The following is a 20,495-nucleotide window of genomic DNA, read 5'->3' as shown; positions in this document are numbered from 1 at the left end:
CAGCACTTCCTCCTGCTCGGACGTGAGCGTCGCCAGGAGGTTGTGTCGCGTGTGAGATCGATCATAGACATTATCACGGTAACGCCAGCGCCGGATGGTCGCGGTGGCGACGCCATACTGACGGGCCAGCTCGCTATCCGTGATACTGGAGGGTGCTGCCTGAATCTCGGCACGGATCTTCGGTGTCGTCGTCGCTTGTTTATGCAGTTTGATGTCCATGAACCTGCTCCCGGATGAATTGCTGAAGAAGCTCCCTCGCGGCTAGCAGAGGATAACTCCTATAGGCGATTTGATCATCCGGTACCCCACATCTAGTTGATACGGCAGCTGTGAGGACCGCATCATCCGTTGTTAGACGATATGTCTCTCAGTGGGCGCCGTACCGCGATGCACAATCGAATGAGAGGGGACAAATTGACATAAACTTCGGAGGCACGGGGCTTGGTCGCCATAGTCGGGTTAGGCTAGTACGTACAGCATAGCGATGGTAACGAGCGCGGCTATGGCTAAGACTTGTAAGTCATCTGCTAGCTGGGACGTATTGGGCGACGCGGCAAGCCGAAGGGAGCCGAGGCTGGCAAGCATAGCCAACATCAGTAATTCGCCATAGACAGTGCCCGCCGTGAACATGGCACCGTGTAGCAGCGCCAATATCGCAATAGGCAACATAAGAAGATTTTCACGTTGAAGTCGCTGACCGACCGGCGAGCCAATTGAATAAGCAAGCATGGTCATATATAGGCTCCTCAGGCTAAAAGACTGTCTCCTTCAGACTAACCGGCGTTACTTAACGTCAGCTTAGGCCCTATCTCTTCCTCGCTACATTCCTGGGAGCATCGTGGGGTAATGAACGGGGGGCGGCACTGTGTTCTGGTCATGAGACCTCGATGCAGCGTTGGTCATTAAGGCGCTGGATCATGCCTGGAGATCGCGTGGTAGGCCAGAAGGCCTTATATTCTACTCGGATCAGGATAGCCAGTATGCCAGCTGGTCGTTCCGTCAGCGGCTATGGCGTTACCGAATGCAGCAAAGCATGAGCTGTGGTGGCAACGGCTGGGATAACGCCCCGATGGAGCGGTTGTTCCGTAGTCTGAAAATGGAATGGGTGCCCGCGCTGAGATACACGAATCTGCACAAGGCACGTCAGGATATCGGTGACTACCTGATGGGCTACTACAATCGGCAATAACCCCATGCTTTCAACGATGATATATCGCCTATGGCGGCCGAGGAAAAGATTTAACGTACTGTCCGAAAATAGTGGATCACTACAAGATGATGACAGGTCATGGGGGATATATGACGAGGCTCTTCATGCAGACAGGACAAAAGAGAACAACGCATAATGCATGCTTAAGCAAATCTTAAGCATGCTAGCCGATAATCGAGTCAGGACTCGTGAGGATAGACAATGCGCATACTGCTGATAGAGGATGATTCTCTGCTGGGAGACGGTGTCAAATGTGCCCTAGAGCGCCAAGGTTATGTGGTTGACTGGCTTTCTCGAGGACGCGAGGGCCTAACCGCTCTGGAAAACGAAGACTTCTCGGCGGTGATATTGGATCTGGGACTGCCGGATATCGACGGCCTGGAGGTGCTGGCGAGCGTACGCCGCACAAGCAATGTGCCCTTGCTGATTCTGACCGCGCGAGATGCGATAGAGTCACGCATTCGCGGACTGGATGCCGGAGCAGACGATTACGTGCTCAAGCCTTTTGATTTGCAGGAATTGCTGGCCCGTTTGCGGGTCGTGACTCGGCGCGCCTCCGGTCACAGCTCTTGCGAACTTAAGCTTGGCGATCTGTTAATTGATGAGGCCAGCCACAAAGTGTCCTGGCGTGACCAGGAAGTTGACTTGAGGCGGCGCGAATACGCCTTGCTGCTCGAGCTGGTACGCCATGCCGATAAAGTCCTCTCGCGCACTCGCTTGGAAAGCCTGCTCTACGGTTGGGGTGAGGGAGTGGAATCCAACGCTCTGGAGGTTCATGTGCACCACTTGCGCAAGAAACTTGACAAGCGACTGATTACCACCGTGCGTGGTATCGGCTATCGCCTGGACAGCCGGGCGACATGATTTCAATACGCCGATATCTGGTCCGCACGTTGGCCATTACCCTGATAGCGGTTAGCGCGCTGTCCGTTGTCGCGGCGTACTTGATTTCCCAGCACGAGCTTGAAGAAATTCTTGACGCTCAGCTTAGCCTCGAGGCGCGTATCATGGCGTCTTTTCTACCAGACTCACCCAATACCGAGGTATACCGTGCACTGTCTCGGCAGCTGAGCCAGCCAGACCATCCGGCGCAGCTGTATGACGACCTGCTAACTGATACGACAGCGCAGACGTCGGCAGCCGCCCTTTTCCATCATGAAGAAAAAAAGGTGGGCCTGGGCTTTTGGAACGCGCAGGGCCGCCCGCTCATGATGGGGCCTCGCTGGCACGAAACGTCCGCCTTCCCCGCGCCGCGAGAAGAAGGTTTTCGCTGGGTCGACTACGAGGGTCGGCGCTGGCGAGTCTTCAGCCTGTTTGATAGCAACAGCGAGACTTGGCTGCGTATCGGTCTCCAGCAGCGCTTCCATCAGTCCATCGTCAACCGCATCACGATCAACCATCTCTGGCCGATGCTGTTGATGATGCCACTGGCACTGTGGCTGATGATGCGCGCGATTCGTCGCGGACTCACGCCCATCGAACAATTGTCACGACAGGTACGTGGCCGGGATCAAACGGACCTGAGCCCCATCAGTCTATCGGTACCGCGGGAGCTTGACGGGCTGCATCGCGCCCTCAACGATTTTATCACCAGGCTCGGTGAAGCTCTGCAAAAGGAGCGCCGCTTTACCGCCGACGCCGCTCACGAACTGCGCACGCCCTTGGCCGGACTGAAGATCCAGTTGGATAACGCCGTCGAGGGTGAAGCGGCATCGCTGGATAAGGCCAGGATCGGTATCGAGCGATTACAGCGCGTGGTCGAGCAGCTATTGATATTGGCACGCCTGGACCAGCGTCAGCAGCATAATGTCGAGAAGATTGATGTAGGGCTGCTGGTGGAAGACCTGGCGGCGGAACTTTGGCCGTTGGCCGAGTCGCGCGGACAGACGTTGGAAATAGCCGGGACTACTCGTGCCTGGGAAGAGCCATGCTACGTGACGGCCAATGCCACCGAGCTTGGCATCCTCATACGCAACCTGTTGGACAACGCGATGCGCTATACGCCGGATGAAGGCCGCGTCACGGTCTCCCTCGACAAGGTGCCCCAGGGACTCCAGCTGATCATACGCGATACCGGCCCGGGAATACCCGAGGCTTTACTGGGATCCGTGACCCAGCGTTTTCGACGTGCCTCGTCGCAGAGTATCAGCGGTAGCGGCCTGGGACTATCGATCGCCGTCGCGTTGGCGAAACGACAGCATGCCGAGTTGAAGTTGCGAAACCATGAGCGAGGGGGGTTGGAGGTGCGACTTGAGTGGCACGATCCTTCCTCGTCCTGATGGCTTTCTCGGCATAGTCTTCAATGCCTACCTTGACGACCTAACCCCCAGGCTGGGACATGCCAACCGCGTTTGACGATGCTGGTGGCCATCGCCAAGGCGCGCTGGCAAATCGAGCGCCACTATCAGGAGCTCAAGCAGGAGTTCGGCTTGGGTCACTATGAGGGGCGCAACTGGCGAGGCTTTCACCATCACGCCAGCCTCTGCATCGCGGCATACGGGTTTCTGGTCGCTGAACGCTTGTCTCTTTGTGGTCAAAAAAACGAGCGATTCTCGGCGCTTACCTTACCCACAGGGTATTGCCCTCGGGGTCATACAAAGCGCCCAACGCTATGTAAGTGATTCCATCATCACTCTACGCTGGCACGCGGCCCAAGGCCTTATGTTGATCTTGCATAGTCGATGGCGATATTTGTGACAAGTAGTAATAAATAGGCGAGGTGTCGGACTGCGCCAGCGCTGAAGTGGCAAGCGATAATATGGCACTCAGCGACACGGCGACAGCAGCTAGAACGGGCGACTTCTTCATCGCAGGTTTTCCTCTCTAGTCTGGACTTCTACAATAACCTTGCACACACTCAAACATTAGTTAGCGAACAAATGTTCTAGCTTGGCTTACATGAAGTGATCTGTGGCTGAGCAGTGACTATGAGGGGCTTGCGTGACTCGGTTGAACGTTCACTATTGCCAGTAACATGTGTCTTGGCACTGGCCAGGTACGCTCAAGAGGGGAGCGATAGACGGGCCTCGAAGCCGTCCGTCCTGCCCGTCACCGGCGACTTCAGCATCAGGGTGGCTCCCGCTCCTGCCGCGATCGCTTGAGCGATGGCGAGCCCCAGTCCGGAGCCGCCAGCCCGGGTATTCGCTCGCCGAAAACGATCCGTCAGCCGAGCGAGGATCTCCGCCGGCACCATCGACCCCGCATTGATCACCCGCAACAGGCCTTCGCTCGACACCGCGACCTCGACGGGGCGATCTTCCTGTCCATGCTTCAAGGCGTTTTCGATCAGGTTACGCAGCAGGATCGCGAAAGCGTCCGGATCGATCGATGAGAGCACCGGCGCCTTCTCGGGCAGCGATACTTCGAGGCGCGTCTTGGCCGCGTGACGGAAGTCGTCGACGACGTGGGTGACGATCGGCAGTACGTCCTGGGGCGTCTCGGCCAGGAGCCCGCCGCTCTCCGCCTTGGCCAGCTGCATCAGCTTCTCCGAGAGCCGCGATAGCTCGCGCAGCGAGGCCTCGATGCGTGCCGATCGATCCTGCAGCGGCCCTGGCGGCGCCTCACGGCGCAGGCGCTGTAGCTGCGCCAGGGTCGCGGCCAGGGGCGTGCGCAGCTCATGGGCGCTGTTGGCGGTGAAGCTGCGTTCGGCCTCCAGGGTGCGGCGCAAGCGCGCCATCAGCTGATCGACTGCCTCGGCGACGGGCACGAGTTCCGTCGGCAGGCGTTGCGCCTCGACTGGCGACAGATCCCCAGCATCGCGTGCCTCGAGCGCCTGCCGATAGGCCAGCAGGCCGCTTAAGCTGTGGCGCACCAACCACCAGATGCCGATCAGGCTGAGCAGCACTAGCACCGCCAGCGGCAACAGCAGCGCCGCCAGCATCTCCCAAGTTGCTTGGCGGCGATAAGTCAACGGCTCGGCAACTTCGATGAAGAAGGTATCGCTAACCGCGGAGGTGCCGTAGAGCCGATGCGTCGCGGTATTGCGCAGCCCCATTCGAGGCGTCTCGGGGAAGATAGCCAGGTCGACATCGTGGGACACCAGCAGGGGCGCACCGTCCGCCCCGCGTACCACGTAGGTGATGTACTCCTCATGAGGTCTCAGGGCGGCCACCTGCTGGAGCAAGTCGGAACTTTCTCGATTGAAGATCTCGACGACGGCCAGGGACAGGATGCGCTGCGCGGTCTCTTCCAGGGAGCTGTCGAGGGTCCTGTCGATGGTATGTTGCACGATAAACACCGTCAGCGTGGTCGCGACGAGCCACAGCGCCACCACGCCGAGCGTCAGGCCAAGGCCGAGGCGACGCTGCAGGCTGACCGACCTGCTCACGTTCGCCCCAGCCGATAGCCCATGCCACGCACCGTCTCGATGGCTTCGTGCCCCAGCTTCTTGCGCATGCGGCTGATATGGACCTCGATAGTGTTGCTCTCGATCTCGGCGCCGAAGGCGTACAGGCGGTCTTCGAGCTGGGACCGAGACAGCAGCGCCCCCGGATGCTGCACGAGCGCCTCGAGCAGCGCCCACTCCCGTCCCGTCAGGTCGACGCTGTACCCGGCCCGGCGCAGCGAATGATCCACCAGATCGATCTTCAGCTCGCCCACCTGGATCAGCGGATTGGGGTTGCCACTATAGCGCCGTGCCACGGCGGCGATGCGCGCCGACAGTTCCGCCAGATCGAAGGGTTTGACCAGGTAGTCATCCGCGCCGGCGTTCAGTCCTTCGATGCGGTCGGAAATCTGATCGCGCGCGGTCAGGATAATCACCGGTGTGCTGTCACTCGCCTTGCGCCGACGCCTCAGAAAGTCGAGTCCCCGGCCATCGGGCAGCATCAAGTCGAGCAGGATCAGATCATAGGTGGTCGTCGCAACGCTGGCGTCGGCGTGCTTGAGGCACTGCATCCAGTCCACCGCGTGGCCGTCTTCAATGACCTGCTCACGCACCGCCTCGCCCAGGGAAGGCGCATCTTCGACCAGTAATATCCGCATGTCCCATCTCCTCCGGCACCACAGGCAACCGAAGTTTAACGAGTCAACCTGACGGCTACCTGAACAGCGGCAATCTCTTCTGCAAGTGGGCCTAGGTGCGCCGCCTTCAGGCTGCTGTCAGGAGATCGGCCTAGTCTGACAATGTGACCCTAATCTGGATTCACCTGGAGAAGACCATGAAAACGCCACTGCTTGTCACCACCGCACTGGCCGCCACCCTGACGGCCACAATGACCCTCGCCGATGACGACTGCCGTGACACGGTCGCCGACTGGCAGCCTCGCGACGTCCTGCGCCAGAAGCTCGAGACCAAGGGCTGGGAAGTACGCCGCATCAAGGTCGATGACGGCTGCTACGAGGTCGAGGGCCTCGATCAGGACGGCAACAAGGTTGAGGCGGACTATACTCCGGCATCGCTGCGCCTGCGCAAGCTGGAAATCGAGTACGAGGAGGATGCGGCGATACCCGACAGCCTATACAGCGGCGATAGGGATAGGGATTATGACGACGATGACGACAGAGAGGATAGCCGTCGACGCTCGAGTACCCGCACCGTCCCCAACGGCGACATCGTCAGCGGCCGGCCGTCCGTGCGCATCGAATAATTCGTCGCCTACACCTCACACTGGCGCCCCTTCCTTGCACGCCTCCCGGGGCGCCACAGCCCCCTGGCCGACGGCAGACTGAACGGATTGTCTTCCAGCCTTCAGGTGGCCGTCAGCCACCGACGTTAGATTGCCCCTACCGATACGTCATGGAGAACAGACGATGAAAAAGCGCACCCTTGCTCTCGCCCTCGGCCTTGCCGCCGCAATCGCGTTGCCGGCTCTGGCACAGGCGCGCGAGGTGACCTTTACCACCGAGTTGAAAGACTACGGCGGCGATGGCGCCTATGTAGCGCTCTACCTTACCGATGCCGACGGCCGCTATCAGGACACGCTCTGGATCGCCGGAGAGAAATCGAAATACTACAAGCACCTTCGCGACTGGGCACGGGGCAGCGGCCAGCGCAGCGCTGAATATGACGGCCTGACCGGTGCCAGCGTCGGCAGCGGACGCTCCCTGACCCTCACTCTCGATCTTGCCGATGAGCTGATCGATGCGGGGTACGAGGTGCGCGTGGACACCGCCGTCGAAGACATGCGCGACAATCGCGCCGACGTCGTCGTCCCGCTGACCACCGCGGGCGCGGGCCAGCCGGTCTCCGGCCGTGGCTATGTGCAGTCATTCCACTACACCTTCTGATTCTGACCGAACAGGGAGCACAAATACCATGCTACGCCAGCTTCATTCGCTACCCGGCTTGGTCGCGGCGCTGTTCGTCATAGTTCTCACAGTGACCGGGGCAATTCTGTCGCTCAACCCGGCCCTCGAGCGGGCGGAGACCACGGTGCTCGCCGCCGGGCAGATCAGCGTCGCCGAACTGGCCGGCAGGGTAGCGGAGTATTACCCGGGGGCCGAGCAGATCGAGCGTACGCCCTCGGGCACCCTCATCGTCTATTACACCCGAGACGATCAGGTGGGAGCCGATCGCGTGGACCCGAGGACCGGACAGGCCATCGCAGCCTATGAACCGTCGTCCTTCTCGCGCTGGGTGAAGAACCTGCACCGTTCCCTGCTGCTCGACACGCCCGGCCGCGCGGTGGCGGGCATCACGGCGCTGGCGATGGTCGTGCTGGCAATCTCCGGTGCGCTGCTGCTGACCGCTCGCCTGGGTGGATGGCGCCAGCTGCTGCGCCCGGTGCGCGGCACCCTGAGCCAGCGGCTGCATATCGAACTCGGCCGAGCGGCGCTTCTCGGCCTGCTGCTGTCGGCGCTGACCGGGACCTATCTCTCCGCCACCACCTTCGGCCTGGGCTCGGAGGGCGTGGAGGCCGAGCCCGAATTCCCGCTGGAGGTCAATGGCGGCCCTCCCGCCGCCATCGATACCCTGTCGGCCTTGAAGACAACGGACTTAAGCGACCTGCGCGAGCTGGTCTACCCCTACCCGGACGACCCCACGGACATGTATTCTCTGGGCACCGATCAGGGCGCCGGCTATATCGATCAGGCCAGCGGCGAGTGGCTCTCCTACCAGCCCCATGACGCCACTCATAAGTTCTATGAATTCATCTATATGCTGCATACCGGCGAAGGCCTCTGGTGGCTTGGCCTGATCCTCGGCCTGGCCGCCCTGACGGTGCCGGTGATGGCCGTGACTGGTTCGATCATCTGGTGGAAGCGTCAGCGCTCGAAGCCGAAGCTCGCCGCCAACAGCGGGCCGAACGCCGCGGACAGCGTGATCCTGGTCGGCAGCGAGAGCAACACGACCTGGGGCTTTGCCAAGACCCTGCACGACAGCCTGGTTCGAGAGGGCCACCGTGTGCATACCGCCCCCATGAACCGTCTGGCCTTCCGCTATCGCGGCGCAAAACGGCTGTTCATCCTCACCGCGACCTACGGCGATGGCGATGCGCCGGCCTCGGCCAGCCGCTTCCTCGCGCGGCTCGAGAAGATCACCAGGGCGCCGGAGCTCCCGGTCGCCGTGCTGGGCTTCGGTGATCGACAGTTCCCGCAGTTCTGCGGCTTCGCGAAGGAGGTCGAGACGGCGCTCACCGCCAAGGGCTGGCCGCAACTGCTGCCGCTCGACACCATCGACCGGCAGTCAACCCAGGAGTTCGCTCGTTGGGGCAACACGGTCGGCAAGGTGCTCGGCATCGAGCTGACGTTGATCCATACTCCAGTGCGTCCACGCACCACCGCGCTGGAACTCGCCGAGCAGGTCGATTACGGCGCCGACGTGCAGGCCCCCACCGCCGTGCTGCGCTTCAAGGCACCTGAAAGTGACGGCAAGAACGGCCTGCTGAGCCGTTTGCTGGGGCGCACCGGCCTGCCGCACTTCGAGGCCGGCGACCTGGTCGGCATCCTGCCGCCGGATAGCCCGGTGCCGCGCTTCTATTCGCTGGCCTCGGCCTCGAAGGATGGCACTCTGGAGATCTGCGTGCGCCAGCATCCCGGCGGCCTTTGCTCGAACTTCCTGCATGCGTTGCCAATAGGCGGCACCATCGACGCCTTCATCCATCCCAACCCGGACTTCCGCCCCGCCTCCGGCAAGGCGCCGGTGGTGCTGATCGGCGCGGGCACCGGCATCGGGCCGCTGGTCGGTTTCATCCGCCACAACACGTCGCATCACCCCATGCACCTCTACTGGGGCGGCCGCAATCCGCGGTCCGACTTCCTCTATGAGCCTGAACTGAACGCCTATCTCGCGGACAGGCGGCTGACGGAGCTGAACGCGATCTTTTCCCGCGTCGATGAGGGTGCCTATGTGCAGGACAAGATTGCCGTGGATGGCGCGGAACTGCGCCAGCTGATCGAGAAGGGCGCGCAGATCCTAGTCTGCGGTGGCCGAGATATGGCGGCAAGCGTCATGGCGGCGCTGAACGAGGTCATCGCGCCGCTAGGCATGGACGTGGCGACGCTCAAGGCCCAGGGACGCTATCGTGAAGACATTTATTGACCTCTGGATGGATGCAGGGATCCCAGGATATAGGGTCCCGAGAAAATAATATCCCGAGAAATAGGAGCAGGATCATACAGGTAGTTCCCGACACATCCTGCTGGTAAAAAGAGCTTTTCGAGATTAAGATAGTAACTGATTACTATCTTTTGGAAGATGCTCATGGCAAGAACCCATCATCTACCCGCGGAAGAACGCAAGGAGCGGACTGTGCGTGCCATGGTGGAGCTGTGCGCTGAACAGGACCCCGCCCGCATCACCACCGCCACCATCGCCGAGCGCATGAAGGTGACTCAGGGAGCGCTGTTTCGTCATTTCAGCGGCAAGGACGAGATGTGGCAGGCGGTCGTGGCTTGGATCACCGAGCGGCTCATGCGGCGTCTGGAAGCAGCCGTCGACCGCCGCGCGACGCCGTTGACGGCCCTGGAGGCCATGTTCATGGCGCACACCGATTTCATTGCCGAGCATCCCGGGGTGCCGCGTCTGATATTCGGGCAGCTGCAGCACGCGGAGCCGACAGATGCCACACGACTGTTACGCTCCATGCTTGCCAAATACCGCGAACGACTCGCGGCCATTCTGACAGAGGGCAGGGCGAGCGGTGAGCTGCGTGCTGACTTGAATATCGAGACGGCGGCCACCCAGTTCATCGGCACCGTGCAGGGGCTGGTGGTGCAATCCCTGATTGACGACGATGTCGCGCGCATTGCTGAACAGGCGCCCGAGGCCTTTCTGCTCTATCGACGCGCCGTCCAGGCCAGGGAGGAGACATGAGCTCGCGACTCAAGCGTTGGGGGCGTGGCCTGCTGATCGCGTTGGGGCTGGCGATTGGTATCCTGCTGATCGTGGTCTTCGTCATCAATCGCCAGACACCCTCGCGCGGCAAGGACGCCTTGAGGATACCCACGGTGCGCGTCGTTGCGGTCGAGTCGCTACCCTTCGTCGTCGAGGCGCGGGGCTACGGCACCGCGCGGCCCGCCCGCACCTGGGACGCCACTGCCAACGTGCCGGGACGTGTCGTCGAACGCCATGAGGATCTGGAGAGCGGCACGCTACTGGCAGAGGGCACCCTGCTGCTGGAGATCGATCCCAGCCGCTATCGGCTGGCCGAAGCCGAGGCCCAGGCGCAGCTGGCCAGCCTTGCCGCGGAGCAGGCGCAGCTGAAGCGGGAAGCGGAGAATACCCGGCACCTGGTCGCCCTGGAGCGTGAACGCCTGGAGCTGGCGGAGCAGGAGCTGGCGCGCATCCAGCGCCTGGCCAGCAGCGGCTCGGTATCCCGCTCGCGGCTGGGCGACGAGCGGCGCGCGACCCTGGCCCAGCGTCAGACCGTGCAGTCGCTGGAAAACGAGCTGCAGCTCATCCCCTCGCGCCGCCAGCGCCTGGAAGCGGAAGTCGAGCGTACGACCACGCGCCTGGATCAGGCGCGCCGTGATCTCGAGGATACGCGCTTCGAAGCGCCCTATGACCTGCGCCTGGGCGAGGTCGAGGCCGAGCTGCATCAGTACATCAACGCCGGTCAGCGCCTGTTCCGCGCCGAGGGCATCGAGGCCGCCGAGGTGGTGGCCCAGGTGCCGATGGACATGCTGCGCCGCCTGCTCGGCACCCAGACCGTTCGCGATGCCGAAGACGGGATCCTGGACATTGCCCAGCGGCTGGATTTCTCCGCCATCGATGCCGAGGTGACCCTGGTCGCCGGGAAGAGCGCGCGCTGGCCGGCCCGGGTCGTGCGCATCGCCAACGGCCTGGATCCGGCCACCCGCACCGCCCGGGTCGTGGTGCGGGTCGAGGAGCCCTACCGGCAGGTGGCGCCGCTGACGCAGCCTGCGCTGGTGCGCGACATGTACGTGCAGGTACGGCTGGCGTCCAGAGCGCCGAACCCGCGGATGGTGGTGCCGGCGACGGCGGTGCATCAGGGTGAAGTCTACGTGGTCGATAGCGATCAGCACCTCGTGCGCCGACCGGTGCGTGTCGCCTTCGAACAGCACGATCTGGCGGTGGTGACGGAAGGGCTCGAGGAAGGTGACAGCGTGATCGTGGACGACTTGGTGCCGGCCATCAACGGCATGGCGATCGATCCGCGACGCGATGAGGAATTGGCACGGCGTCTTCGTCGCCAGGCGTTGGGAGAGAAGTCATGATTCGCTGGTTCGCCGGTCATCCCACCGCCGCCAATCTGTTATTGATTCTGCTGCTGGCGGTGGGGCTGTTCGCCGTTCCCAACCTCAAGCGCGAGACCTTTCCCGACTACCGGCCCGGCGAGGTGGGCATCGAGGTGAAGTATCGCGGCGCTACCGCCGCGGACGTCGAGGATCAGATCTGTCGTCGCCTTCACGATGCGCTGACTGGCGTGGACTTTCTCGACGAGTTCGTCTGCGTGGCCCAGAACAATCTGGCCAGCGCTACAGTCACCATGGAGGACAATGGTGATATCGGCCGCTTCCTGGACGATATCTCTACCGAGGTTGAAGCCATCACCGACTTCCCCCAGCGCGCCGACCCGCCGGTCGTGCGCGAGCTGCACCGCAGCGATCTGGTGGCGGCGGTGGCGGTAGGCGGCGACATGCCGCTGTCCGACTTGGAGGATTACGCCAAGACGCTGGAGGATCGGCTGCTGCGCCTGCCCGGCGTGGCCAGGGTCGATATCCAGGGGCTTTCCCAGCGCCAGTGGCAGATCGAGATTCCCCAGCAGGTGCTGGGGCAGTACGGCCTCTCGGCAAGCGAGCTGGCGGCAACCCTGGCGCGCCAGAATATCGATATGCCGCTGGGCATTCTGGAAACCTCGAGCCAGGATATCCAACTGCGCTTCACCGACCAGCGCCACTCCCTGCGCGAGCTGCAGGATGTGGTGGTCGTCTCCGGCGCCGACGGGGGCGAGCTGACCCTGGGCCAGATCGCCACCCTGCGGGAGACACCCGAGCGCGAGGAGGAGAAGGTTTGGTTCGACGGCCAGCGCGCCCTGGTGCTGGAGGTGCACAAGACCCTGCGCGACGATGCCCTGGACGTGATGAAGGGTCTGCAGGCGGTAGCCGAAAGCGAGCGCCAGCGCCTGGACGGCGATGTTTCGCTGACCCTGACCCAGGACATGACCAGCATCGTGCGCGACCGCCTGCAGATGCTGGTCGAAAACGGCGTCATGGGGTTTGCGCTGGTGGTGCTGGTGATGAGCCTGTTCTTTCGGCCGCGATTGGCGCTATGGGCGGTACTGGGCCTGCCGGTGGCCTTCCTGGGCGCCTTTGCGGTCATGGGACTGGCCGGATTGACGCTCAACATGATCACCCTGGTGGGGCTGCTGATGGCGATCGGTATCGTCATGGACGATGCCATCGTGATCACCGACAACATCGCCACTCAGGCTCGGAAGGCCGCGACGCCGCTGGAAGCGGTAGTCGCGGGCACCCGGGGCGTACTCCCCGGGGTGGTGTCGTCGTTTCTGACCACGGCGGCGGTCTTCGTGCCGCTCGCCTTTCTGGTCGGCGAGATGGGCGAGGTGCTCAAGGTGCTGCCGGTCGTCCTGATTGCTGCCCTGGCGGCGAGTCTGATCGAAGCCTTCTTCATTCTGCCGCATCATCTGAAGGGCAGTCTTCATCGCCTGCAGGCCGAGCCGTCACGGCTGCGCGCCGGCTTCGAGCGCCGTTTCGAGCGCTTTCGCGAGGGCGTCGGACGCCTGGTCGAGGCGGCGATTCGCTGGCGCTACGCCCTGCTGGGCAGCGTGCTGATCCTGCTGCTGGGCTCCGGCGGCTATCTTGCCGGCGGCCATATCGGCAGCGAGGCGATGCCCGAGATCGATGGCGACGTGCTCGAAGCACGCATCCTGATGCCCCAGGGCACGCCATTATCACGCACCGAGGCGGTGGCTTCCCGGGTTGAGAACGCCCTGCGCGAGATCGACGAGCGGCTGACCCCCGAGCAGCCGGATGAGACGCCCCTGGTGCGCGCCGTTCAGGTACGCTTCAACCACAATCCCAGCGCTCGCGAGGCCGGTGCCCATGTGGCCACGCTGATCGTCGATCTGCTTGGCGCCGAGCGGCGCCGCCTGAGCCTGAATGAGCTGACCGCGGCCTGGCAGAAGGAGATCGGCGATATTCCCGGCTTGCTCAGCCTGATTATTCAAGAGCCGGGATTCGGGCCGGCGGGCATTCCCATCGAGGTGCGTCTGCAGGGGGAGAGTCTGGCTGGGCTGAAGACCGCTTCGCGGGAGCTCGGCGAGCATCTCGCCGGCTATGCGGGCGTCTACAACGTCATCGATGACCTGCGGCCCGGCAAGCCCGAGCGCCGCCTGTCGCTGGCCGAAGGCGCCCACGGGCTGGGGCTGAGCGCCGAAGAGATCGCCGCGCAGCTGCGCGCCGCCATGCTCGGGCAAATCAGCGACACCCTGCGCATCGGCCAGCGGGACGTGGACATCTTGGTGCGCCATGCCGAGCAGGATCGACAGAGCCTGGATGACCTTCAGGATCTGACCGTGCAGCTTCCGGGGGGAGGCCGGGTGCCCCTTGAAGTCGTCGCCAACATCGACAAGGCCCGGGACTGGGCGCGGATCACTCGGGTCGATGGCCAGCGTACCGCTACCGTGACCGCCGACGTGGATGCGACCTTGGCCAATGCCCAGGCGGTTGTCGACGATATTCGCCGGCACTGGCTGCCCGATTTCCAGACGCGCCATCCCCAGGTGGCGGTCGCTTTCGAGGGTCAGGTCGCCCGCTCCGCGGAGACCGGCGGCTCGATCCGGCGCGCGCTGCTGATCGGTCTGCTCGGCATCTTCGTCATCCTTTCCTTCCAGTTCAGAAGCTATGTCGAACCGCTGATTGTCATGCTGTCGATCCCGCTGGCCTTCGTCGGCGCGCTCTGGGGCCATGTGGCGATGGGCTTTTATCTGTCGATGCCCTCGATGATCGGCGCGGCGTCCCTGGCCGGCATCGTGGTCAACAACGCCATCCTGCTGATTCACTTCATCAAGAGCTACCGCGCCGCGGGGCAATCCGCCATCGCCGCGGCGGGCCAGGCCAGCCGCGACCGCCTGCGCGCCATCCTGATTTCGACGAGCACCACCATCGCCGGGCTCCTGCCGCTGCTGGCCGAGACCAGCGCCCAGGCGGCGGCAGTGCAGCCGCTGGTCATTGCGGTGGTGTTTGGCCTGCTGACTTCCACCGTGCTGGTGCTGGTAGTGATTCCGGCACTCTATGTGATCTTCGACGACCTGGGCTGGGCAAGGGTAGAGGAAGCTGCGTCCGACGCCAGGCTTTAGGCAAGAGAGGCGAGTTGAGACGTCTCGATGTGCTGCCCGGTGAATGCAAGCAAATCAACGTGACCGTGAGGTAGATCATGAGTAAACGACAGACACACCGCATCATTGTATCGGCTGCCGCGCTGGCTGGCCTGACATTGAGCGCTACCGTTTTCGCGGCGCAGCCGGTAGGTCCTGATTTGACCGAGAAGCTGCGTGGGCTGCTGGTCAAGGAGATGGTCGAGGTCGAGGCGGCGATGCAGGAGACCTATAGCGCTATCATCCAGGGACGGCATGATGAGGTGGCGCAGAAGGGCCTGGCCATTCACGACAGCTTCATTCTGGAACAGTCCTTGACCAAACAGGACCGTAAGGACTTGAAGGCGGCGGTTCCCGAGGCGTTTCTGCAGATGGACACGCGCTTCCATCAACTGGCGGCGTCTCTGGCCGAAGCGGGCAAACAGCAGAATACTCAGGCTCAGGTCAATACCTTCAACCGCATGACCGAATCCTGCGTGGCCTGTCACAGCCGCTATGTGACGGACCGCTTCGAGGGTCTGGAGGAGCAGTCATTCTCCGAGGCCTGGGGGAATAACGCAGGCGAAGAGCGCCCAGAGTGATTTGCAAAGGCCATCGGTCATGTGAATAGGGTCTTGACACCTTTAGCTGGAGCCGGGCGCAGGCCGAAGTGTTTTCAGCCAGTTAAGGCTCAGTAAATGGCAACGATGCGCTGTTCTGCGGCCATGGCGGCCTTATCTAGCTCAGAGAGGGAGAGCTACGAACCCATCAGCGATGTGCTGGCGACTCGACGTATACCTCAGGAAAGACCGGGAGCAGACACTCAAACGCTATATATGGCTGTAAAATCACCTTATCTCGCAAAAAGTACTGCACCATCAATTGCCGATTACTGCGATGAAAGCATGGCAGAGCCAGCGGTCTGAGTTATTTACCAAACGAATTGTCAATCACACTGGACCCGACAGCTAAAGGGTTAGGTACAGGAATGGTACTGGCGTTGATTATTGGCAGTGCCGGGGCCAGCCTAACTGAGCTGATCTTTATCGCGATCTGCCCACGATGGCCAGAAACTAGGTGGTCAACGACAGATGCGTGGCATGGGAGATGGTACCGGCGGTCAGCGAGGTTTGATGATAGCAGCGATGGCACTGGTAGAGCCCCCGCGACAGCCGGCAGCCAGTGTTGTTGCCACAGTCGGAGTGATCCCCATGGGTTAGCGATAAGAGATCTGCTTGGCACTGCGCTTCCGCGTCCTACTGCTTGAGAAATGCTGGCACGACAGGTCGGGTTGGAACTGGATAGAATTGCGTGCCATAACGCCACCTCCTGTACTAGGCATAACATCAGTATAGGAGGGACTGACGGGATGGTGGTTGATTAACATGAGTAATCAGGTAGAGCTTTCCAGCACTTAACCCTACCAGTGATATAGTCTACTGATTGTAAAAGAAATTTCAGATTCCCTTCATATACGGAATATAAGGTGACATTGTTCAGAGATGGAAATTACGTGATGAAATAATAAAAAGTTACCAACTTTATTAGTATGGAAACTGAGTTCTGGAAGAGGTGCGTTGGTTTTAGTTACCATCTTTATTTTTTAGCATGAATATTCTTTGCCGAAAAATGAGGCTTCCAAGAGTGATTTGTTACCAACTTTTTTACCATCCCACAGCCGCTCCATCTGGGGTTGCCCATGTGGGCCAACCCCGACTGGCGCGGCGGGCTCTATCCCCCTCACGGTGCCGGCCTCGAGGAGTATGCCCGAGTCTTCTCCGCCGTGGAGGGCAACACCACTTTCTATAGCGGGGCGCCAAGGCCGGAGACCGTGGCGGCTTGGGCGCGCCAGGTGCCGCCTGACTTCCGTTTCTGTTTCAAGCTGCCCGCTACCCTGACCCATGAGCGTCGCCTGGTCGGCATCGACGCCGATCTCGAGGCCTTTCTGGCGGCACTTGAGCCGCTGCACGATCGCTTGGGTCCATTGATGATCCAGCTTCCCAGGGATTTTGGTCGCGATGAACTGCCCCGGCTCGAAGCGCTGCTCGCGTGCTGGCCGGCAGGTATTCCTTGTGCCGTTGAGGTTCGGCACGGCGATTTTTTCCACAAGGGCGTGGCCGAGCGTGATCTCAACAGGATGTTGATAACTTACGGTGTGGATCGTGTAATGCTCGATGTCCGCCCGCTTTTCGCTACCCCTGCCGGTGAGCATCCTGGCCTGCGGCAGGCGCAGCGCGAAAAGCCGAAGTGTCCATTACACGTGCTTTCCACGGCGAGTCGTCCCCTGGTGCGTTTTATCGGTCACCTGGATACGGCCATTAACGAACACTATTTCGAGCCCTGGATAGCGCAACTGTTGCTGTGGATAAGTCAGGGGAAAACCCCTTTCCTGTTTGTGCATACTCCAGATAACCGACAGGCCCCTCAGTTGGCGCGACGGCTCCACGAGCGATTGGCATTACCCTCCTTGCCGGCTTTTCCCGGCGAGGTTCAGGCCAGTCTGTTCGGATCTTGAAGTCTACACCTAAAGGTGAAGCCTCGGGCCGAAGATGAGGCTGGTCATCAAGCGTTTGATCGGATAGTTTTATGGGCCGGAGCGCCATTATTCATGGATCTTGACCGGATCTGGCGCATAACCTGCGTCGATCTTGCAACTTCCTGCGCTCCGGCGTCCTGGACAGCCGGCCACCCGCCGGCTGTCTTGGGCGTAGCGGCAGTGATCCTGCCCGGATCCTGTCATGCTCTGGACGGTGTCATGAGACCCATGATGCTCTGGACGTGGCAATGACAAGCACAAGCCGCCACCGCGCCGGATCGGCCGCTGGCGACACGTACATACAGGGTGAAACATGTCCAAACTCTCCCATGCTCAGTGGTCATCGAAGATGGCCTTTATCCTGGCAGCCACCGGTTCGGCGGTGGGGCTGGGTAACATCTGGCGCTTCTCCTATATGGTGGGTGACAACGGGGGCGCCGCCTTCGTGCTTATCTACCTGGCCTGTGTGGCCCTGGTGGGCCTTCCCATCCTGGTCTCCGAGTGGCTGATTGGCCGGCGTGGTCAGATGAACCCGATCAACTCCATGCTCGACCTGGCTCGCAAGAGTGGTCGCCTGCCGGCCTGGGCCCTGGTCGGTGCCAGCGGCATCCTGGGCGCCTTCCTGATTCTCTCCTTCTATAGCGTGATCGGCGGCTGGTCGCTCTTCTACACCCTGGGATCGGTCACCGGCCAGTTTACCGGTCAGGACTCCGATAGCGTGGGCGCCATCTTCAGTGGCCTGCTGGGTAATGCCACCGCCCTGACCCTGTGGCATACCGCCTTTATGGCGCTGGTGATCTTTATCGTTGCCCGCGGCGTGACCAAGGGCCTGGAAGGCGCCGTCAAGATCCTGATGCCGGCGCTGGTCATCCTGATGATTATCCTGGCGATCTATGGCATGACCACCGGTCACTTCGGCGAGGCCATGGCTTTCATGTTCAGCCCCGACTGGAGCGCCATCAGCGGTGAGGTCGTGCTGGCCGCCATGGGACAGGCCTTCTTCACCCTGTCGCTGGGCATGGGCATCATGCTGGCTTACGGCTCCTATCTGGGTGAAGACGTCAGCCTTATCGGCACGGCGCGCACGGTGATCATCCTGGATACCGCCATCGCGCTGCTGGCCGGCATGGCGATCTTCCCCATCGTCTTCGCCAACGGCCTGAGTCCGGGTGAGGGACCGGGACTGATCTTCGTCACCCTGCCGCTGGCCTTCGGCAATATGGCGGGTGGTACCATTCTCGGCCTGGCATTCTTCCTGCTGCTGACCTTCGCCGCCCTGACCTCGGCCATCTCGCTGCTGGAGCCCACGGTAGAGCTGCTCGAGGAGCGTACGCCGCTGTCTCGCGTTGCGGCGACCCTGGTGGCCGGTGCAGGAGTCTGGGTGCTGGGCATCGCCGCACTGATGTCGTTCAACGTCTGGGACGAGTTCCTGATCATGGGGCTGAACGTCTTCGACTTCCTGGATACCCTGACCAGCAAGTTCATGTTGCCGCTGACCGGCCTGGGCGCGATCCTGTTCGTGGCCTGGCGTCTCGACCGTGACAGCGTGATCGGCGAGCTGGGTCTCTCCGCCGGCCAGGCCCAGGCATGGCAGGTGGTGTCACGCGTGGTGGCGCCGATTGGCGTCATTGTGGTGTTCGTCTATGGCTTGATTTCGTGACCTAGACCATCAAGACAGCACGCAAGCCATAACGAGCCCCGCACCCGCGGGGCTCGTTGCATGAGGAGGGTGGGTTCAGTGCATGGTATCGTCGGCCAGGTCCTCTTCCGGCAGCTCGGCGATGTCTCGAGTCAGCTGCTTGAACTCGCCGTGGAGCTCGATGCCGCGCCGGGCGCGCAGGTGGCGCTGGGCGGCGGTGCGGCTGCGTTGTTCGTGTTCCTGGACTTCCATGCTCATGAAGATGTCGAGGAGTTCGCTCTTCAGGGAGGTTAACCGTTCGGTCTTGTACATGATCGACTCTCTCCTTGGACGCTACGCGACACTGCATTTATTATTATACCTCACTTGACAGAATGGCGGCGACGTGAGCCTTTTGCCATGGTGCGGCGTCAACGTTCTCCCGGAAGGTCGTGCTGCCCATCCGACCCTGCTTTCGGGCATACTGTAGGCAGATAACATGATCCCCCCGCCAAGGAGTTTCGCGTGAGTCGTGCCCTGTTCGATGAGATGAGACGACGCATGGAGCACTTTCGTCGCTCCGAGCAGAAGGTGGCACGCTTCGTGCTGCGTAATCCCGAGGAAGTGATACATATGCGCATCGTCGATCTGGCGACCGAGGCCAAGGTCAGCGAGCCTACGGTAGTGCGCTTCTGTCGGGCGCTGGGTTGCAACGGCTTCCAGGATTTCAAGCTCAAGCTGGCGCAGATGCTGGCCTCCGGTAGTCAGTTCGCCCAGTTCTCCATGAACGACAGCGACTCGGTGGCGGAGTTTTCCCACAGCATCTTCGACTCCTCGGTGGGCACCCTGCTGTCGGTGCGCGACCGCCTCGATAACGAGGCACTAAGCAAGGCAATCAATGCCCTGGCCATGGCCAATCGGGTCGAGTTCTACGGCTACGGGGCCTCCGGCGCGGTGGCCTTCGATGCCCAGCACAAGTTCTTCCGCCTGCAGATCTCCACCGCCGCCTATGCCGACCCGCATATGCAGAACATGTCGGCGGTGACTCTCGAGGAGGGCGACGTGGTCGTTGCCATCTCCCAGACCGGCCGTACTCGGGCGCTGGTGGCCAGCGTACGGCTGGCGCGGGAGGCCGGTGCCACGGTGATCGGGCTATGTCCCAGCGGCTCACCGCTGGCCGAGGAGGTGACTCTGCCGCTTTATATCGATGTCCATGAGGACACCGCGATCTACACGCCCATGACCTCGCGCATCGCCCATCTGGTGCTGGTCGATGTGCTCGCCGTGGGTGTGGCCAAGTCCCGCGGGCCGAAGCTCGCCGAGCAGCTCCGCGAAGTGAAGAAGAGCCTGACGCCGCTGCGTTTTCCGGAGCCGGACGCTTAAGCTTGAAGAGCGTCGCTTCGCTCCTGG

16 protein-coding genes and 5 pseudogenes are annotated in these 20,495 nt (G+C 61.8%); 15 read left to right on the top strand and 6 right to left on the bottom strand.

Annotation, left to right across the window (positions count from 1 at the left end):
• Positions 1 to 219: pseudogene (locus tag Q358_RS0114795) on the bottom strand (IS481 family transposase); the annotation flags it as partial.
• A gap of 240 nt (positions 220 to 459) precedes the next feature.
• Positions 460 to 735: a hypothetical protein gene (locus tag Q358_RS0114790; RefSeq protein WP_027962684.1), complete on the bottom strand. Its 276-nt coding sequence runs from the start codon at positions 733 to 735 to the stop codon at positions 460 to 462.
• Between the two features lie 151 nt (positions 736 to 886).
• On the opposite strand from Q358_RS0114790, the pseudogene Q358_RS18445 reads away from it, so the two are divergent.
• From Q358_RS18445 to Q358_RS19140, 4 genes and pseudogenes are all read left to right on the top strand, one after another.
• Positions 887 to 1,186 (top strand): annotated as a pseudogene (locus Q358_RS18445) (DDE-type integrase/transposase/recombinase); the annotation flags it as partial.
• Positions 1,187 to 1,411: 225 nt separating this feature from the next.
• Positions 1,412 to 2,074 carry a response regulator gene (locus Q358_RS0114780; RefSeq protein ID WP_027962683.1) on the top strand — a complete coding sequence of 221 codons (663 nt, stop codon included), beginning with the start codon at positions 1,412 to 1,414 and terminating at the stop codon, positions 2,072 to 2,074.
• Complete coding sequence (locus Q358_RS0114775; RefSeq protein ID WP_027962682.1) at positions 2,071 to 3,489, top strand: ATP-binding protein; 1,419 nt, start codon at positions 2,071 to 2,073, stop codon at positions 3,487 to 3,489. Before Q358_RS0114780 ends, Q358_RS0114775 begins: the two co-directional genes overlap by 4 nt.
• 72 nt (positions 3,490 to 3,561) lie before the next feature.
• Positions 3,562 to 3,831 (top strand): annotated as a pseudogene (locus Q358_RS19140) (transposase); the annotation flags it as partial.
• A gap of 380 nt (positions 3,832 to 4,211) precedes the next feature.
• Here Q358_RS19140 and Q358_RS0114770 read toward each other — a convergent pair.
• The gene (locus tag Q358_RS0114770) at positions 4,212 to 5,537 is read right to left on the bottom strand and encodes a sensor histidine kinase (RefSeq protein ID WP_027962681.1); all 1,326 of its coding nucleotides are present in this window, start codon (positions 5,535 to 5,537) and stop codon (positions 4,212 to 4,214) included.
• Positions 5,534 to 6,193, bottom strand: coding sequence for a response regulator (locus Q358_RS0114765; protein ID WP_027962680.1), 660 nt, complete (start codon positions 6,191 to 6,193; stop codon positions 5,534 to 5,536). The genes Q358_RS0114770 and Q358_RS0114765 overlap by 4 nt, the downstream gene beginning before the upstream one ends.
• A gap of 176 nt (positions 6,194 to 6,369) precedes the next feature.
• On the opposite strand from Q358_RS0114765, the gene Q358_RS0114760 reads away from it, so the two are divergent.
• The 8 genes and pseudogenes from Q358_RS0114760 to Q358_RS18990 form a co-directional block, all read left to right on the top strand.
• Positions 6,370 to 6,798 (top strand): PepSY domain-containing protein, encoded by a 429-nt coding sequence (locus Q358_RS0114760; protein WP_027962679.1) that lies wholly within the window; start codon positions 6,370 to 6,372, stop codon positions 6,796 to 6,798.
• 163 nt (positions 6,799 to 6,961) lie between these two features.
• On the top strand, positions 6,962 to 7,438 hold the full coding sequence (locus tag Q358_RS0114755; protein WP_027962678.1) for a DUF2271 domain-containing protein: 477 nt from the start codon (positions 6,962 to 6,964) through the stop codon (positions 7,436 to 7,438).
• Between the two features lie 28 nt (positions 7,439 to 7,466).
• The gene (locus Q358_RS0114750; protein WP_027962677.1) at positions 7,467 to 9,692 is read left to right on the top strand and encodes a PepSY domain-containing protein; all 2,226 of its coding nucleotides are present in this window, start codon (positions 7,467 to 7,469) and stop codon (positions 9,690 to 9,692) included.
• A gap of 162 nt (positions 9,693 to 9,854) precedes the next feature.
• Positions 9,855 to 10,466, top strand: a complete 612-nt coding sequence (locus Q358_RS0114745) for a TetR/AcrR family transcriptional regulator (protein WP_027962676.1) — start codon at positions 9,855 to 9,857, stop codon at positions 10,464 to 10,466.
• Positions 10,463 to 11,830 carry an efflux RND transporter periplasmic adaptor subunit gene (locus Q358_RS0114740; protein ID WP_027962675.1) on the top strand — a complete coding sequence of 456 codons (1,368 nt, stop codon included), beginning with the start codon at positions 10,463 to 10,465 and terminating at the stop codon, positions 11,828 to 11,830. The genes Q358_RS0114745 and Q358_RS0114740 overlap by 4 nt, the downstream gene beginning before the upstream one ends.
• Complete coding sequence (locus Q358_RS0114735) at positions 11,827 to 14,934, top strand: efflux RND transporter permease subunit (protein WP_027962674.1); 3,108 nt, start codon at positions 11,827 to 11,829, stop codon at positions 14,932 to 14,934. The genes Q358_RS0114740 and Q358_RS0114735 overlap by 4 nt, the downstream gene beginning before the upstream one ends.
• Before the next feature lie 77 nt (positions 14,935 to 15,011).
• The gene (locus Q358_RS0114730; RefSeq protein WP_084286595.1) at positions 15,012 to 15,533 is read left to right on the top strand and encodes a cytochrome c; all 522 of its coding nucleotides are present in this window, start codon (positions 15,012 to 15,014) and stop codon (positions 15,531 to 15,533) included.
• A gap of 165 nt (positions 15,534 to 15,698) precedes the next feature.
• Positions 15,699 to 15,903 (top strand): annotated as a pseudogene (locus Q358_RS18990) (IS481 family transposase); the annotation flags it as partial.
• Positions 15,904 to 16,007: 104 nt separating this feature from the next.
• On the opposite strand, the pseudogene Q358_RS18430 reads toward Q358_RS18990, so the two are convergent.
• Positions 16,008 to 16,249 (bottom strand): annotated as a pseudogene (locus tag Q358_RS18430) (IS1595 family transposase); the annotation flags it as partial.
• Between the two features lie 381 nt (positions 16,250 to 16,630).
• Between Q358_RS18430 and Q358_RS0114725 the strand changes: the two are divergent.
• A complete protein-coding gene (locus Q358_RS0114725; protein WP_043488530.1) occupies positions 16,631 to 17,446 on the top strand; it encodes a DUF72 domain-containing protein in 816 nt (271 codons plus the stop codon).
• Positions 17,447 to 17,780: 334 nt separating this feature from the next.
• Complete coding sequence (locus tag Q358_RS0114720; protein ID WP_027962671.1) at positions 17,781 to 19,127, top strand: sodium-dependent transporter; 1,347 nt, start codon at positions 17,781 to 17,783, stop codon at positions 19,125 to 19,127.
• A gap of 75 nt (positions 19,128 to 19,202) precedes the next feature.
• Here the strand turns inward: Q358_RS0114720 and Q358_RS0114715 are convergent, their stop codons facing one another.
• Positions 19,203 to 19,418 carry a PA3496 family putative envelope integrity protein gene (locus Q358_RS0114715; RefSeq protein WP_027962670.1) on the bottom strand — a complete coding sequence of 72 codons (216 nt, stop codon included), beginning with the start codon at positions 19,416 to 19,418 and terminating at the stop codon, positions 19,203 to 19,205.
• Between the two features lie 192 nt (positions 19,419 to 19,610).
• Between Q358_RS0114715 and hexR the strand changes: the two genes are divergently transcribed.
• Positions 19,611 to 20,468, top strand: a complete 858-nt coding sequence (gene hexR / locus Q358_RS0114710; protein ID WP_027962669.1) for a transcriptional regulator HexR — start codon at positions 19,611 to 19,613, stop codon at positions 20,466 to 20,468.
• Positions 20,469 to 20,495 lie beyond the last annotated feature (27 nt).

Origin of the sequence: Halomonas halodenitrificans DSM 735 (assembly GCF_000620045.1) — a bacterium.
GTDB lineage: Bacteria > Pseudomonadota > Gammaproteobacteria > Pseudomonadales > Halomonadaceae > Halomonas > Halomonas halodenitrificans.
Note: the sequence above shows the minus strand (reverse complement) of the source record. Positions and strands in the feature narration are given on the sequence as shown.

Bases quoted from the DNA above. Each gene is read 5' to 3' on its own strand.
- Q358_RS0114790 (WP_027962684.1), bottom strand. From the start codon at position 735: ATGACCATGCTTGCTTATTCAATTGGCTCGCCGGTCGGTCAGCGACTT.
- Q358_RS0114780 (WP_027962683.1), top strand. From the start codon at position 1,412: ATGCGCATACTGCTGATAGAGGATGATTCTCTGCTGGGAGACGGTGTC.
- Q358_RS0114775 (WP_027962682.1), top strand. From the start codon at position 2,071: ATGATTTCAATACGCCGATATCTGGTCCGCACGTTGGCCATTACCCTG.
- Q358_RS0114765 (WP_027962680.1), bottom strand. From the start codon at position 6,193: ATGCGGATATTACTGGTCGAAGATGCGCCTTCCCTGGGCGAGGCGGTG.
- Q358_RS0114760 (WP_027962679.1), top strand. From the start codon at position 6,370: ATGAAAACGCCACTGCTTGTCACCACCGCACTGGCCGCCACCCTGACG.
- Q358_RS0114755 (WP_027962678.1), top strand. From the start codon at position 6,962: ATGAAAAAGCGCACCCTTGCTCTCGCCCTCGGCCTTGCCGCCGCAATC.
- Q358_RS0114750 (WP_027962677.1), top strand. From the start codon at position 7,467: ATGCTACGCCAGCTTCATTCGCTACCCGGCTTGGTCGCGGCGCTGTTC.
- Q358_RS0114745 (WP_027962676.1), top strand. From the start codon at position 9,855: ATGGCAAGAACCCATCATCTACCCGCGGAAGAACGCAAGGAGCGGACT.
- Q358_RS0114740 (WP_027962675.1), top strand. From the start codon at position 10,463: ATGAGCTCGCGACTCAAGCGTTGGGGGCGTGGCCTGCTGATCGCGTTG.
- Q358_RS0114735 (WP_027962674.1), top strand. From the start codon at position 11,827: ATGATTCGCTGGTTCGCCGGTCATCCCACCGCCGCCAATCTGTTATTG.
- Q358_RS0114730 (WP_084286595.1), top strand. From the start codon at position 15,012: ATGAGTAAACGACAGACACACCGCATCATTGTATCGGCTGCCGCGCTG.
- Q358_RS0114725 (WP_043488530.1), top strand. From the start codon at position 16,631: ATGTGGGCCAACCCCGACTGGCGCGGCGGGCTCTATCCCCCTCACGGT.
- Q358_RS0114720 (WP_027962671.1), top strand. From the start codon at position 17,781: ATGTCCAAACTCTCCCATGCTCAGTGGTCATCGAAGATGGCCTTTATC.
- Q358_RS0114715 (WP_027962670.1), bottom strand. From the start codon at position 19,418: ATGTACAAGACCGAACGGTTAACCTCCCTGAAGAGCGAACTCCTCGAC.